Here is a 14,313-nt window from a genome sequence, read left to right on the forward strand (position 1 = left end):
AAAATTCTTCTTATATCAACGAAGTATCATTGAAACCGTTATCGACCAACTTAAATCCATTTGTCATATTGAGCACTCCAGACATCGTAGTCCTATGAATTTTCTTGTGAATCTCATAGGAGGATTAACCGCTTATTCTCTTAAGCCACGAAAACCACAGATAAAAATAAACAAACTGGAACAGATGAAGCCTCAGCTTATCCATAACTGACGTTAACTATTGAGCTTTTACTCTTATTTCAGCTCTAAAAACGGGCTAAGGAGTAGTGATTTAGGATCTCCTGGATAAAAATTTTATGCGATTAGGACCTCTTAAAACAAAAAACAAGAAGCAAGTGATTTCCTTGCTTAACGGGTAATACAGGGCTGATTAAATTCCTGAAAAAGCATGAGAGTAATGAAACCAGGGAAAATTTTATAGGAAATACTGATAATCAACACCAAATTTTTCAGCAATAATTTTAGCTTTGTTTTTTCCAATTGGACGTGTTCCCTTCTCCATGGAGGATAAGTTTGCTTGGGTTGTGCCGATTAATTTGGCAAACTCAGTTTGATTCAATCCCTCTCGAATACGAATTCCTTTCAATAAAGCACCGGCCTTACCATAACGTTCTGTTAAATCTTTAAAAGGCTTCATCAACATGAATTGTCTCAATGCTTATGTGAAGCAATAAATGTTCAAACTCATTTTGAAGTTCTTTAATAAAAGATACATCATCTATATCTATTTTTTTAAATAGAATCTCTTAAATGCAGAAAGATCTTCTATCATTTGAGTATCCTCAAACACTTTCCAACAACATACATAGGTGGGATTTCCTTTCTGAAGATGGCAGTGACGCCAATCATCACTTTTTTTCTGGCCTTTCAATCCCTTAAATTTTTGTAATTAGGCCAATGAATACCTGGATTACCACTCTTATTTTTTAAGTCTTCAACTAATAAGAGCAAAACGAGCTGTAGATCTTCAGGTAGTTTATTTTTTTGCTTAAGAGCTTTAGTACTCAGAAATACATCCCTGTTTGAACAGATCAAGATAGAGACTGGATAAAATATTTTTATCCATGCTAATGTTAACCTAATGGCGGTAGATTTAATACTCAGGTTAGATAAGGACATTTATGGCACCGCAATTAGGAGTACTCCTGGCGTTAATGCTCATGAGCACTAGCCTTACTTACGCCAACATCTGGATTTTAAATAATCCGTATCCACAAGGTGATTCGCAAAAAAATAGTTACTATTCCTCATTTACCGAACAACCAAAAACATTGGATCCAGCTTTGTCATATTCTCTAAATGAATATCTTTTTATCGCACAAATCTATGAACCTTTACTTGAATATGATTATTTTCTAAGGCCTTATCAATTAAAACCATTAATTGCGACGCAATTACCACAGATAAAATATCTGGATGCACAGGGTAATACTATTGAGAATAATAGTCAGTCATTACTGGCATATACAGTGTACACAATACACATTAACAAAGGCATTTTTTACCAACCGCACCCCGCACTTGCCAAGGATAAAACAGGCCACTATTTATACCACCATTTATCAGAAGATTATTTAAAAGATCAGGGCATAAATAAGCTCTCTGATTTTAAGTTTACTGGAACCCGTGAATTAATTGTTGATGATTATATTTATCAAATAAAGCGCTTGGCTAATCCAGCACTCAGTTCGTCAATTTATGGTTTAATGAGCGAATATATTGTTGGATTTAAAGAATTTGGTAACTCGCTGCCAAGTACTAAGCATTATATTGATTTGCGTAATTATCCATTAACCGGTTTGCACAAGGTGGATGATTATACTTTTGCGATTACCTTGAAAGGGCAATATACACAGTTTTTATTTTGGCTAGCCATGCCTTTTTTTTCACCAATTCCTTGGGAAGCCGATGTATTTTATGCACAATCTGGAATGGGTGATAAGAACCTTTCCTTGAGTTGGTATCCTTTAGGTACAGGACCATTCATGATTACTCAAAATAATCCCAATCGCATCATCAACTTGAAAAAAAATCCTAATTTTCATAAGGAATATTTTCCAGTTAACGGGTCGAAAGAAGATAAAGAAAAAGGTTATCTGCTCAATGTTGGTAAACGTCTTCCGTTAATTGACCAAGCGATTTTTACTTTAGAAAAAGAATCAATTCCACGTTGGAATAAATTTTTGCAAGGTTATTATGATAATTCCAAGATAGGCTCGGATAGTTTTGATCAGGCAATTCATATTAATAAGAGTGGCAAGGTAACATTGACGCCAGAAATGCAAAAGAAAAAAGTGTATTTAACCCAAACTTTGGAACCTAGTAATTATTATCTAGGTTTTAATATGTTAGATAATGTAGTGGGTGGAAGTACTGAGCGCGCGCGTAAATTAAGACAGGCAATTTCAATTGCCGTAAATTATGAAGAGAGTATTGCTATTTTTTATAATGGTCGTGGGGTTGCGGCGCAAGGTCCCATTCCCCCCGGTATTTTTGGTTATAAGGAAGGTATATTAGGAATTAATCCTTATGTTTATGAATGGAATAATAATGCCATAGTAAGGCGGCCGCTGCAGGATGCCAAAAAATTGCTGACTGAAGCAGGGTATGCTGACGGTATTGATCCTGCTACGGGCAAGCCATTAATTCTTTATTATGATGTGACAACTACCGGGGGCCCAGAAGATAAAGCTTTATTTGACTGGATGCGTAAACAATTCGCTAATATTGGTATTGATTTGAATGTTAGAGCTACTTTATACAATCGATTTCAGGAGAAAATGCGTGCAGGGGATACGCAAATCTTTAGTTGGGGCTGGCTTGCAGATTACCCTGATCCAGAAAACTTCTTATTTCAACTTTATGGTAAAAATGGCAAAGTGAAGTATGGGGGTGAAAATGCGGCGAATTATGAGAATCTTGAGTTTGACCGTTTATTTGATTTAATGAAAAATCGCCAAAATGATGTATTAAGACAACAGCTAATCGATACCATGCTAACGATTGTTCGACATGATGCACCTTGGGCTTGGGGCATTCATAGCGAAGATTTTATTTTATCACACAATTGGGTATCGCATACTAAACCGAATACCATTTCTTTAGGAACTTTGAAATATGTAGCGATTAATGCATATGAACGAGAGCAATTACGCCAGCAATGGAATTCGCCAGTTTTTTGGCCGTTAGTTTTATTATTGTTGCTGATTTTAGGTTTGCTTTTACTCTTATTTAGTGCGTATTTGAAAAAGGAAAGACAAGCGGCTGAGAGGATGCATATACCATGATGAAGTATTTATTACGTAGATTTTTCTATTTCATACCGATTCTTTTTGGAATTAATTTACTTACCTTTATTTTATTTTTTATGCTGAATACTCCAGATGATATTGCGCGAATGCATTTGGGACAAAAACATATACAACAATCAGTTATTAATAATTGGAAAATGGCTCATGGTTATAATTTACCCTTATTTTTTAATAAGCAAGAATCAGGATTACGGAAAATTGAAGCTACCTTATTTTTCCAGAAATCACTGAAATTATTTACCTTTGATTTTGGCATCTCCGATGCGGGTCGTGATATTAGCCAGGATATCTCATTTAGAATGTGGCCTAGTTTGGCCATTGCATTACCCGTTTTATTTTTGGATGTGATAAGCAATATTATTTTAGCAATGACGATGGTTTTTTTTCGCAAAACCTATTTTGATTTAAGTGGAGTGGTGATTTGCATTATTTTGATGTCGATTTCCAGTTTATTTTATATTATTGGTGGTCAATTTCTGTTTGGAAAACTTCTGCGTCTGGTGCCTATTTCTGGTTATGATGGGGGTATTCAGGCATCAAAATTTATTATTCTTCCTGTGTTCGTGGCAGTTCTTAGTGGCTTAGGTGCTGGAGGACGTTGGTATCGAACTTTATTTTTGGAAGAAATGAATAAAGATTATGTGAAAACAGCACGTAGCAAAGGGTTATCTGAGCAAAAGATAATGTTTACTCATGTGTTAAAAAATGCAATGTTGCCAATATTGACTGGAATTGTTGTTATTATTCCCTCTTTATTTATGGGAAGTTTAATTTTGGAGTCTTTTTTTGGCATACCAGGTATGGGTAGTTACATTATTGATGCCATTCAACAACAAGATTTTGCAATAGTTAGAGCCATGGTGTTTTTAGGTTCGGTACTTTATATCATTGGTTTAGTTTTAACCGATTTTTCTTATGCATTAGTGGATCCACGAGTTAAGTTGTCGTGAATGTTAAAGGTAAGGTGATGACATTGAGAATAAAAATATGACCTTTGAATTGTTATGGACAGATAAATGTTTTCTTACACTACTCATTTTAAGTGTACTGGTAATTCTTTACAGTCTGCGCAAACAACACATTAGACATTCTTTTAACACCATTCTGCGTCAACCAATTGCTGTAAGTGCGGGTATTATTCTTTTATTTTTTATTAGCATTGGTGTATTAGACTCGATTCATTTTACGACAAATTCTGAAACAGAAACCTCAATCTCAATGTTGGATAACATCTTAGCACCCATAGGAAACGCTTGTGAAAAAACTTATTCTGCGCCGCTGGCTTTAAACCAATTTGTTACCGACACAGTGTTAGTAAATGGCATGGTAAAACAAATTTATCCCGCTTTGATTTATCCAGCCAAATGGGCCAAAACAAAAACAGAAAAAGTACAGAGGATTAAAAGCACTTTATGGTTTTCACTAAAATGGAGCATTTTAGCGTTTATTATATTTTTTCTTGTGCAAAGTTTTGTTTGTTCTTTTAGACGGAAAAAGTTGTTTTTTATTTTAAGTCCATCCAGCATTAGTGCACTAATAACTTTAACGCTACTTATATTTTTTACAGTGTTATGTTATGAATTATCGCGAATGTTCCATATTTTAGGAACTGGGCAGATAGGACAGGATATTTTTTATTTCACTATTAAAAGCATTCGCACCGGTTTGATTATTGGTTTTTTAACAACTTTGTTTATGTTACCCTTAGCCTTATTTTTAGGAATTATAGCAGGATATTTCGGGGGCGTAGTGGATGATATCGTTCAGTATATTTATACTACTTTAAGCTCTATTCCTAGTGTTTTATTAATTACAGCTGCAGTTTTGTCATTGCAGACATACATAGTCAGTCATCCTAATGAATTTAGGACCTTGGCCAATGTTGCTGATGCGCGTTTGTTAGCCTTATGTTTGATTTTAGGTGTAACTAGTTGGACAAGTCTTTGCCGTCTTTTACGTGCTGAAACATTTAAATTGCGTGAGGCTGATTATGTCTTGGCGGCACGTGCTTTGGGATCAAATTGGTTTACGATTATCCGTAAGCATTTATTACCCAATGTGATGCATATTGTCGTGATTACCTTGGTATTAGATTTCAGTTTTTTAGTGATGGCCGAAGCACTACTTTCCTATGTAGGTGTAGGGGTATCCCCAATGACAATTAGTTGGGGTAATATGATAAACGGTGCACGTCTCGAATTGGCTCGCGATCCAATTATTTGGTGGCCGATAATGGCTGTTTTTATTTTTATGTTTATGTTAGTATTAGCAATTAATTTATTTGCAGATAGTGTGCGAGATGCCTTTGATCCGCGACATTAATTAGGTTATGGTAGGTAAATATTTGTAACTAATGTCATAAATAAATAGTCGTATTACATATATAAGGTATATTTTTTATAAGGAGATTGCATGTTATTCAAAGGAAAATATTCTCATTTATTTTTGTTATTGTTGTTAGCTGGACTCAATTCTTCTGTTGTACTTGCAGGCAGTGTAGGAGCAGCTGGCCCCTCTTTTTCTTATATTCCCAAAGTATCCTTACAATTAGGTGGTTTCTGGACCACTCAAGGCAGTAGACAGCATGTGGATATCGATGGTCTAATTGGTGATCAATTTTCAGTACGAAGTGGTGCGGACTCTAATGGCCTTGTTGGCGTAGGGCTTTATTGGGATGGTTGGACTACCGCATATGCAGATCTTTCATATGGCGTGAATGCGTTTTATCTACCTCATACTTCAGTAAGTGGTTATGTTACTCAGGAAAATTTATTTACTAATTTAGCATATAGTTATTCTTTGACTAATTGGCCCATCTTTTTTGGAGGAAGAGCGGATATTCATACTAGTTTCCTGAATGAAAGCTTTCTAGATAACAGGATTCCAAGTAACATTAGCATCACACTGGATGCAGGCATTGGTCCTAATATTATTAATGCCTATAATTTCAAAGAATATTCATTAGATGGTGGCATAACAATTCCAGACCGTATATTCCAAAGCCATAGCTCTGTAGCATTCAGTGCGATGAGTGGTGCTGGTCTGAAATTCCATGATCTTTTTAATAAAGCAACATTAGAATGTGGTTATCGCTTTTTCTATTTAGGCCAGGGTAATTTAAGCAAGGCAAATACACAGGTTCTGAATACACTAAAAACTGGTGACAGTTATGCGAACGCTGCTTTGTGTGCTATCACTATTTAATCACATTAGTTTAATGGCACAAGAAGACATTAAGCTGAATACGAAAAGTAGTGTAAGGGAGGGTATGAATATTCATTTTTTGTTCCTGTTGAGGTGGGGACGAAGTGTATGACAAAGTGAACTGTTCTTTACTTAAAAAGCGCTTCTTCTAATTTTAATATTTTATAAGTTTTAAAATTCATAGTAGATCACGGTAGGTGATCTAGGTTAAAGTTCATTAATTAGATTTACGAGTTTATTCTTTTATGCAACCACGATTTGTTCATTTGCGTGTTCACACAGAATTTTCTTTAGTTGATGGCCTCGTTCGTATTAAACCTTTAATAAAAGCATTACCTGACAGAGGCATGCTTGCAGTAGCAATAACTGATTATTGTAATTTATTTGCTGCAGTGAAATTATTTCAAGCCGCAGTAGAATCTGGGATTAAGCCAATTATTGGTAGCGATCTTCCTTGCTATGATTTACAACAACCTGAACGTGTTCATTCGTTAGTTTTATTATGTCTTAATTCAGAAGGTTATAAAAATTTAACCTGTCTTGTTTCAAAAGCCTACCAGGAAGGTCAAGATCATGGACAACTGAGAGTGCAAAATCAGTGGATTGAAGAATATTCTACTGGATTGATTGCTTTATCTGGTGGAAAATTTGGCGATATAGGTCAAGCTCTATTGGCGAATGATCTAAAACTAGCAAAAAATCGTGCATTACATTGGCAAACCCTTTTTCCCGATCGTTTTTATTTAGAAATACAACGTACCGGAAGACCTGATGAGAGTCTGTACAATGAACAACTAATTAAGCTGGCTGATGAACTGCAATTACCGTTAGTAGCAACTAATGACGTACGTTTCATTGATCAAGATGATTTTGATGCCCATGAAGCGCGTGTGTGTATTCATGATGGTTATACACTTGCAGATCCCAGACGTACACAACAATACAGTGATCAGCAGTATTTACGTTCTGCTGAAGAAATGCATGATTTATTTTCAGATTTACCATCTGCCATTCAAAATACACTAGAAATTTGCAAACGATGTACGGTGAAACTGGATTTAGGAAATAACTATTTGCCTAATTTCCCTATTCCTGCTGGATTAACTGTTGAAAAATATCTTTCTCATCTATCAGAAGTCGGTCTGGAAGAGCGTTTGGTCCAATTATTTAAATATAAATCAGCAGAAGACTTGCAAACCATAAGAGGAGAATACGACGCACGTTTGCAAATTGAATTGGATGTGATAAATAACATGGGCTTTGCCGGTTATTTTTTAATTGTCGCAGATTTTATTCAATGGGCTAAACAAAACGGTGTAGCTGTAGGCCCAGGACGTGGATCGGGGGCTGGTTCTTTAGTTGCTTATGCGTTAAAAATTACCGATTTAGATCCCTTGGAATATGAATTACTTTTTGAGCGATTTTTGAATCCTGAGCGGGTCTCTATGCCTGACTTTGATATTGACTTTTGTATGGATGGCCGAGATCGGGTTATAGAATATGTGGTTGAAAAATATGGTCGCCAAAGTGTATCGCAAATTATTACGTTTGGTACCATGGCAGCTAAAGCAGTGGTGCGGGATGTAGGACGTGTTTTAGGTCATCCTTACAGCTTTGTTGATAAGTTGGCAAAACTGATTCCTTTTGAAATAGGTATTACCTTAAGCAAAGCAATGAAAGAGGAGCCTGAGTTAAATCGCCGTTTTCATGAGGAAGACGAGGTTAAAGAACTTATTAATTTGGCATTAAAGCTTGAAGGAATTACTCGTAATGCAGGTAAACATGCAGGAGGAGTGGTTATTGCGCCTTCCTTACTTACTGATTTTACTGCTATTTATTGTGAAGAAGGTTCTACACAAATTGTAAGCCAATTTGATAAAGATGATGTAGAGGCAGTTGGTTTAGTTAAATTTGATTTTTTGGGTTTAAGAACGTTAACTATTATCGATTGGGCTTTAGCTACAATAAATAAACAAAAAAAACTAGCCGGCCAACCGCTAATCGATATTAATCATATTCCAACTGATGATGAAGCAAGCTTTAATTTATTAAAAGCGTGTAAAACAACGGCTGTATTTCAGTTGGAGTCACGCGGTATGAAAGAACTTATTAGTCGATTACAGCCTGATTGTTTTGAAGATATTATTGCGTTGGTGGCTTTATTCAGACCGGGTCCTTTACAGTCTGGGATGGTTGATGATTTTATAGATCGTAAGCATGGACGGGCAGTAGTAGATTATCCTCATCCTGATTTGGAACCTATTTTAAAGCCCACCTATGGAGTTATTTTATACCAGGAACAAGTGATGCAGATTGCCCAAGTGTTAGCAAATTATACTTTAGGCGCTGCAGATTTATTACGTCGTGCTATGGGTAAGAAAAAGCCAGAAGAAATGGCGAAACAACGGGAAATTTTTACTGAAGGAGCTACCGCTAGGGGTATTGATAAACAGCTGGCAACGTATATTTTTGATTTAATGGAAAAGTTTGCAGGTTATGGTTTCAATAAATCGCATTCGGCTGCTTATGCTTTGGTCGCCTATCAAACCGCTTGGTTAAAGACACATTATCCTGCAGCTTTTATGGCTGCAGTAATGTCTTCAGATATGGATAATATAGATAAGGTAGTGACCTTTATTGATGAATGTGAGCAAATGAAATTAACTGTTTTACCCCCCTCAATTAATCAATCGATGTATCCGTTTACCGTAAGTAATGATACTACTATTATTTTTGGACTTGGTGCTATAAAGGGAGCAGGGGAGGCCGCTATTGATTGCATTACCCACGAGCGAGAGGCCAAAGGTGTCTATGCTGATTTATTTGCTTTTTGTCAACGATTAGATTTACGTAAAGTGAATCGGCGAGTGCTTGAAGCCTTGATTAAAAGCGGTGCTTTTGATGATTGGCAAATAGAACGAGCAGTGTTGAACGCTTCTCTTGAAAAAGCACTTAAAGTAGCGGAAAAGGAACATCAAAACCAATCCAGTGGTCAGTTTGATTTATTTTCCATGTTAGAAGATGAGGCGAGCAAACAAGAATATGTTGTGAGCAAATCCTGGTCGGAAGCACAAAGATTAGAAGGCGAGCGCGAAGTATTAGGTTTTTATTTGACTGGACATCCTGCAGATCAATACCGACGTGAATTTGGTGAATTTATTATGTCTATAAGTCAATTAAATCCAGTGGTCCATAAAAAAGCGTTGATTTGTGCTCAAGTCTCATCGATTCGTAAGATTATTACCAAACGAGGTAAAAAGTTAGTTATTATCAGCATGGATGATTCTACTTCACGGTTGGATGTAGTTGTATACGAAGAAGTTTTTGAGTCATTTTCTGAACCATTATCAACAGGTACTATGTTAGTCATCGAGGGAGAAGTAGCACATGATGATTATAGTGGTGGCATTAAAATGACTGCAAACCAGCTGTATAATATCCCTTCAGCGCGTACTCGCTTTGCTCGTTGCCTTGAGTTGTGTTTAAAACCTGAAAATCAAGGGATTTTGTCATCGCTTCAAGCTTTGTTTAAAGCTCATACTGGACGTTGTTCTGTACAAATATCTTATACAAATGACTATGCAAAAGCACAGTTGAGCCTTGCACAACAATGGCAAGTGATGCCTAGCGATGAATTACTCGATCACTTAGTAAATCTACTAGGTGAAGAACGTGTAGCAATGAGGTATTAATATAAAAAGATTGGCGAGAAATATCCATCTAATCAATAGCCTAACCACTCTGCTACTTGAAAGCAATAACATTAAGGTTAAAAGCTAATCGGTGTAATTTTTATCGAGCTCTGCTAAATCCCATAGCTTAAAGAGCCTCTTGAGCAAGGAATCTATTATTAGCCCAATTGATTCTTTCAGAGGTTTAATTTTAAGTTAAAAGCTTATCTAATTTAGCAGCACAAATAAAATCATTATGACTTAAACCATTTAAAGCATGGGTCATAAAACTGATAGTGCAATAATTATAACCTACTTCTAAATCAGGATGATGGTTTTCAGTATTTGCTATCCACGCTAATGCATTCACAAAAGCCATAGTTTCATAAAAATTTTTAAAAGATAATTTACGCGTAATGATGCGACTATCGGGGCTAACTTGCCATTGCTTATTTAATTGAGGCATTAAATTGTTTATTTGTTCTGCAGTTAATGCTGCCCCAATTCCTTCACATGATTCACAATGCTTGCTGCTTAAATCACTGGTCATTTTAGTTCCTTTTATATCGAATAATAATCAGTAAGTGCATCAAGAAAACGTTTATTCTGTGTCTTGGTGCCAATGGTTACTCTGATGTAATTATCCATTTTATAGGGATGTAGCGGTCTGACTATAATACCTTTGTCTAAAAGATAATTATAGAGTGACATGCTATCTTCTTTACAATTAAAAGTAAGAAAATTGCAGAATGAAGGTAAATAATCAATTTTTAATTTCTCAAAACCTGCACGCATTTGCTGCATTCCTTCAGTATTAATTTGTAAACTGAATTTGATAAACGCCTCATCATCTAAGGCAGCATGGGCCGCGGTCAATGCCATCTGATTGACGGTGAAAGGTAATTGCACCCGCTGTAAAATATTAATGATCGAGGGATGAGCCACTGCGTAACCTAAGCGTAAACCCGCTAGACCATATATTTTGGAAAAAGTACGTGTGATTACCAAATTATGATGCTTGGTTAGCCATTCAATGCTGTTATAACCCGATTGAGATGCTGCATATTCATAATAGGCTTCATCGAGTACTAATAGGGTGCTTTCAGGAATATTTTCTAATAAATGGTTTATTTTGCTAGGGCTAATGAAACTGCCTGTGGGATTATTAGGATTAGCCAAAAAAATGAGGGCGGTTTGTGAACTGCATGCTTCAATAAGGTTAAAAATATTCACTTGGTAATTTTCATCAACAGGTACTGAACGTACTGGTATATTTAAGGTGCGCGCCTGAATGGCATAGGTACTAAATGCATAGTCATGAGTAATAATGTGCTTTTCCTGATGTAACACAAAGGAGTTGAGTAAAATAGTATAGATATAATCCGAGCCATTGCTGACAAAAATCTGATTGGTTTTTACCTTGAGTTTTTCGGCTAATTTGGGAATTAGAGGATGATTAACTGGTGAAGGGTAAGTAGCCAGAACATTTGGTGATAGACTGCGCACAGCCGATAAGGCCATCGGACTGCATCCTAATGGGTTTTCATTACTAGCCATCTTAATAATGTCGGTAATTCCTCGCTCATGAGTTAATTCTTCTATAGATTTTCCTGGTTTGTAAGGAACTAAAGAACGTATTCCTAAATGGGGAAATTCTTCAAAATTAACTGTCATAACATTCCTTGTAGAATAATTTCTAGTTATGTTTATATTAGCTATGCTTTTTTAAGCTGTCACGAAGCAATTTTTCGCAGAATAATTAGGAGGTTGCTTTAGAGTAGTAAATATAACTTTATTAACTCAAATGTTAAATTTTCATTGCAACTTACGATATCAGGAGTAAATCATGGGTGACGTCATTCTAGACGATTTCAGGACCATTTTTCAATGGTACAAGTACTTAAATCAATACTATTCCTTCAATTTATCCCCTTAAGAGCAACTAACTGATTTTTTTTATTTCATTATATAAAAAATTTGCATAGTTTTTCTTATGGTTCTTGTTACGGGTAGCATTTTGCTATGTTACCCGTATTTTTTCTCGCGCCTAAAAAAAGAGATGATTATGGATAGTTATGGAAATAACCAATTTGGTTTTATGAGTCAGCAAAAGAAATTTTTTAAGACTTTTGCAAAAGAATATTTAGCCTTTCTAGGAAATGCCAAACTTAGCGCAAAACACGTGTCAGAAATGCAAAATGTACTGTCGCATGTCTTTTTCTGGCAATACGTTATAAAAAAATTAATCTTGCATTTTTATTCTCAGAACGTTACTCTGCTTGCGATACCAACCTCAGGAAGATTGGAACATGAATCAGCAAAAAGGATTTTCACTTGTTGAAGTGCTTGCGTCGTTATTACTAGTAACCACGTTAGCCTTATCTTTAGTGCAACAGCAGTGGCAAAGTAGGCAATTACTCGACCAATTAATCATACGCGAACACGCTTCTCAATTTTTAGATCAAATTGATGAAACTTTATTGGCAGGTGAAAAAAAACTTCCCCCAGTACCTTCTCCCTATTATTTAGAGATCCAGCATCATGGCCAAGAAACTTTGTTACATCTTAGCTGGTGGAAGAATAGTCGAGAGATTACTCGTAAACTAGTGCAGGGATAACTAATGAAAAAACAATTAGGTGTCAGTATTTCAGAGGTACTTATTAGCCTTTTTCTTACGAGTCTTATTACAACACTTTTAATGCAATTTTATTTAAGCAGTAAACGTCATTATGTTGAGGCCGAAGAACTGTTATCCCAAAGTTTTGATCTGAGTTGGGTCGGTGATCTAATGAGCGACAGTATTCGTCGCGCTGGTTTTACTCCGTGTTTGGGTATCAATCAGTTATCTGTAAACGATAGAAGAGCAAATGGAGGTTTGATCCAGGCGCTTAGGATTGGAAATCAGGGGCAATTAATCCAAATTAATCGCATGAATGAGCAGTTTGCTAAAGTAATTAATATGCAAAGTGCAACTCGAGTTATCGTGTCTCATCCTCCATTATTTAATAAAAAACACCCTTTATTGATCGCTGATTGTGACCATGCGGAGGTTCAACAGATTGTTAGTATAGAATCACAAGCTGATAAGAAAGTAATTACTTTTGCCAAACCTCTACAATATATTTATAACGCATCAGCTTATGTTGGTGAGTTTTTAGAGGAGCGCTGGTTTATTAAAAAAAATTCTAGAGGAGAGGAAACTTTACATTATCAATTAACGCAAACAGAGGAAATTACCTCTTTAATTCATACATTGAAAATCCAGAATGAGAAAGTGAATGATCGGCAATTTATTAAGGTTATCATGGGTTTGGACGAAGATAAAACTCATACAATTAGGGTTGCTGTTCGTGGCACCTAAAGAACAACATGGTTTTATTTTTTTAATGACGCTGATTATTACAACAATAATTAGTTTGCTGATATTAAATTTCATGCAACATATTTTGTTGTATCACAAAGCGATTAATAAGCAGGAAGAATTTCATCAACAATTTTATCAATTGGAAGAAATTGCTTTATATTTAGGGCAATCTGGATCAATTACGCTGGATTGTGTGAGTTATAAAGATTCAGCTAATCAAGTAATGCAAAAACTGGCGCAAGGAGGGGGCTGTTCTTTAAAAAGGGGAGAATTTGAATACCACTATTTTATCGAAGATTTGGGAGTGTTTCCGTGTTTGCTGGTTAATAAGAATGGTAAGAAACATGCGAGTTATCATCACAGAATTTCGGTGGTGCAAATGGATGAGGGCTATCCTGCGTCGTTTCTGCAAGAGAGATTTATTTGGGTGGGGCCAATTTTAAATTGTTTGGCGCAAGAGCATTTTGTTCATTTGGGGATAAGTAGCTGGCGTTATTTTACTTCGATACCTTTCAACAAATCCTGGCAAAATCAGTAAAGACATTAGTAACCTAGGAAACGTCCCTGAAGTTTTTTTGAACACCATTTAATCCAACATCTGTCCTTGAAATCATTAGGACTGCTCTACTTTAAAGCTAAGAGTATCTCATCATCAATGACCATCCGCGACATTCCCTCTCCCCAACCCTCTCCCGCGAAAGGCATCATCATACTATTAAAGCTCCTAGCGCGGGAGAGGGGGTAGATCGTGATGAAATTAAA

At 36.0% G+C, this 14,313-nt stretch carries 13 protein-coding genes; 10 read left to right on the forward strand and 3 right to left on the reverse strand.

The genetic code is table 11. The annotated features are described in order from the left end of the window. On the forward strand, positions 1 to 211 hold a 211-nt coding region (locus tag WA877_RS03725; protein WP_425169587.1), incomplete at its 5' end, for a transposase. A gap of 204 nt (positions 212 to 415) precedes the next feature. Here WA877_RS03725 and WA877_RS03730 read toward each other — a convergent pair. Then, complete coding sequence (locus WA877_RS03730; RefSeq protein ID WP_425169589.1) at positions 416 to 643, reverse strand: helix-turn-helix domain-containing protein; 228 nt, start codon at positions 641 to 643, stop codon at positions 416 to 418. A gap of 478 nt (positions 644 to 1,121) precedes the next feature. Here WA877_RS03730 and WA877_RS03735 point away from each other — a divergent pair, with 478 nt between their 5' ends. The 5 genes from WA877_RS03735 (at position 1,122) to dnaE (ending at position 10,207) form a co-directional block, all read left to right on the forward strand. Then, complete coding sequence (locus WA877_RS03735; protein ID WP_425169590.1) at positions 1,122 to 3,287, forward strand: ABC transporter substrate-binding protein; 2,166 nt, start codon at positions 1,122 to 1,124, stop codon at positions 3,285 to 3,287. Next, entirely contained in the window at positions 3,284 to 4,261 is a 978-nt protein-coding gene (locus WA877_RS03740; RefSeq protein ID WP_425169591.1) for an ABC transporter permease, read from the forward strand. Before WA877_RS03735 ends, WA877_RS03740 begins: the two co-directional genes overlap by 4 nt. Before the next feature lie 37 nt (positions 4,262 to 4,298). Further along, complete coding sequence (locus tag WA877_RS03745) at positions 4,299 to 5,633, forward strand: ABC transporter permease (protein ID WP_425169592.1); 1,335 nt, start codon at positions 4,299 to 4,301, stop codon at positions 5,631 to 5,633. Between the two features lie 90 nt (positions 5,634 to 5,723). Further along, entirely contained in the window at positions 5,724 to 6,515 is a 792-nt protein-coding gene (locus WA877_RS03750; protein WP_425169593.1) for a hypothetical protein, read from the forward strand. 245 nt (positions 6,516 to 6,760) lie between these two features. Continuing rightward, the gene (gene dnaE / locus WA877_RS03755; protein ID WP_425169594.1) at positions 6,761 to 10,207 is read left to right on the forward strand and encodes a DNA polymerase III subunit alpha; all 3,447 of its coding nucleotides are present in this window, start codon (positions 6,761 to 6,763) and stop codon (positions 10,205 to 10,207) included. A 190-nt stretch (positions 10,208 to 10,397) separates the two neighbouring features. Here the strand turns inward: dnaE and WA877_RS03760 are convergent, their stop codons facing one another. Together WA877_RS03760 and hisC are read right to left on the reverse strand one after the other, a co-directional pair. After that, complete coding sequence (locus WA877_RS03760; protein ID WP_425169595.1) at positions 10,398 to 10,736, reverse strand: 4a-hydroxytetrahydrobiopterin dehydratase; 339 nt, start codon at positions 10,734 to 10,736, stop codon at positions 10,398 to 10,400. 11 nt (positions 10,737 to 10,747) lie between these two features. After that, complete coding sequence (gene hisC, locus WA877_RS03765) at positions 10,748 to 11,860, reverse strand: histidinol-phosphate transaminase (RefSeq protein ID WP_425169596.1); 1,113 nt, start codon at positions 11,858 to 11,860, stop codon at positions 10,748 to 10,750. 391 nt (positions 11,861 to 12,251) lie between these two features. Here hisC and WA877_RS03770 point away from each other — a divergent pair, with 391 nt between their 5' ends. Genes WA877_RS03770 through WA877_RS03785 form a run of 4 tightly spaced genes read left to right on the forward strand, consistent with a single transcriptional unit; the run spans position 12,252 to position 14,089 of the window. Next, complete coding sequence (locus WA877_RS03770) at positions 12,252 to 12,527, forward strand: hypothetical protein (RefSeq protein WP_425169597.1); 276 nt, start codon at positions 12,252 to 12,254, stop codon at positions 12,525 to 12,527. After that, positions 12,496 to 12,804 (forward strand): type IV pilus modification PilV family protein, encoded by a 309-nt coding sequence (locus WA877_RS03775; RefSeq protein WP_425169598.1) that lies wholly within the window; start codon positions 12,496 to 12,498, stop codon positions 12,802 to 12,804. The genes WA877_RS03770 and WA877_RS03775 overlap by 32 nt, the downstream gene beginning before the upstream one ends. Positions 12,805 to 12,807: 3 nt before the next feature. Next, the gene (locus tag WA877_RS03780) at positions 12,808 to 13,548 is read left to right on the forward strand and encodes a PilW family protein (protein WP_425169599.1); all 741 of its coding nucleotides are present in this window, start codon (positions 12,808 to 12,810) and stop codon (positions 13,546 to 13,548) included. Then, positions 13,538 to 14,089: a type II secretion system protein gene (locus WA877_RS03785; protein WP_425169600.1), complete on the forward strand. Its 552-nt coding sequence runs from the start codon at positions 13,538 to 13,540 to the stop codon at positions 14,087 to 14,089. Before WA877_RS03780 ends, WA877_RS03785 begins: the two co-directional genes overlap by 11 nt. The last annotated feature ends 224 nt before the right edge of the window (positions 14,090 to 14,313 follow it).

The sequence above is a fragment of the Legionella sp. genome, from assembly GCF_049790535.1.
Classification (GTDB): Bacteria; Pseudomonadota; Gammaproteobacteria; order Legionellales; family Legionellaceae; genus Legionella.

Bases quoted from the DNA above. Each gene is read 5' to 3' on its own strand.
- WA877_RS03735 (WP_425169590.1), top strand. From the start codon at position 1,122: ATGGCACCGCAATTAGGAGTACTCCTGGCGTTAATGCTCATGAGCACT.
- WA877_RS03730 (WP_425169589.1), bottom strand. From the start codon at position 643: ATGTTGATGAAGCCTTTTAAAGATTTAACAGAACGTTATGGTAAGGCC.
- WA877_RS03775 (WP_425169598.1), top strand. From the start codon at position 12,496: ATGAATCAGCAAAAAGGATTTTCACTTGTTGAAGTGCTTGCGTCGTTA.
- WA877_RS03780 (WP_425169599.1), top strand. From the start codon at position 12,808: ATGAAAAAACAATTAGGTGTCAGTATTTCAGAGGTACTTATTAGCCTT.
- WA877_RS03740 (WP_425169591.1), top strand. From the start codon at position 3,284: ATGATGAAGTATTTATTACGTAGATTTTTCTATTTCATACCGATTCTT.
- WA877_RS03750 (WP_425169593.1), top strand. From the start codon at position 5,724: ATGTTATTCAAAGGAAAATATTCTCATTTATTTTTGTTATTGTTGTTA.
- hisC (WP_425169596.1), bottom strand. From the start codon at position 11,860: ATGACAGTTAATTTTGAAGAATTTCCCCATTTAGGAATACGTTCTTTA.
- WA877_RS03760 (WP_425169595.1), bottom strand. From the start codon at position 10,736: ATGACCAGTGATTTAAGCAGCAAGCATTGTGAATCATGTGAAGGAATT.
- dnaE (WP_425169594.1), top strand. From the start codon at position 6,761: ATGCAACCACGATTTGTTCATTTGCGTGTTCACACAGAATTTTCTTTA.
- WA877_RS03770 (WP_425169597.1), top strand. From the start codon at position 12,252: ATGGATAGTTATGGAAATAACCAATTTGGTTTTATGAGTCAGCAAAAG.
- WA877_RS03745 (WP_425169592.1), top strand. From the start codon at position 4,299: ATGACCTTTGAATTGTTATGGACAGATAAATGTTTTCTTACACTACTC.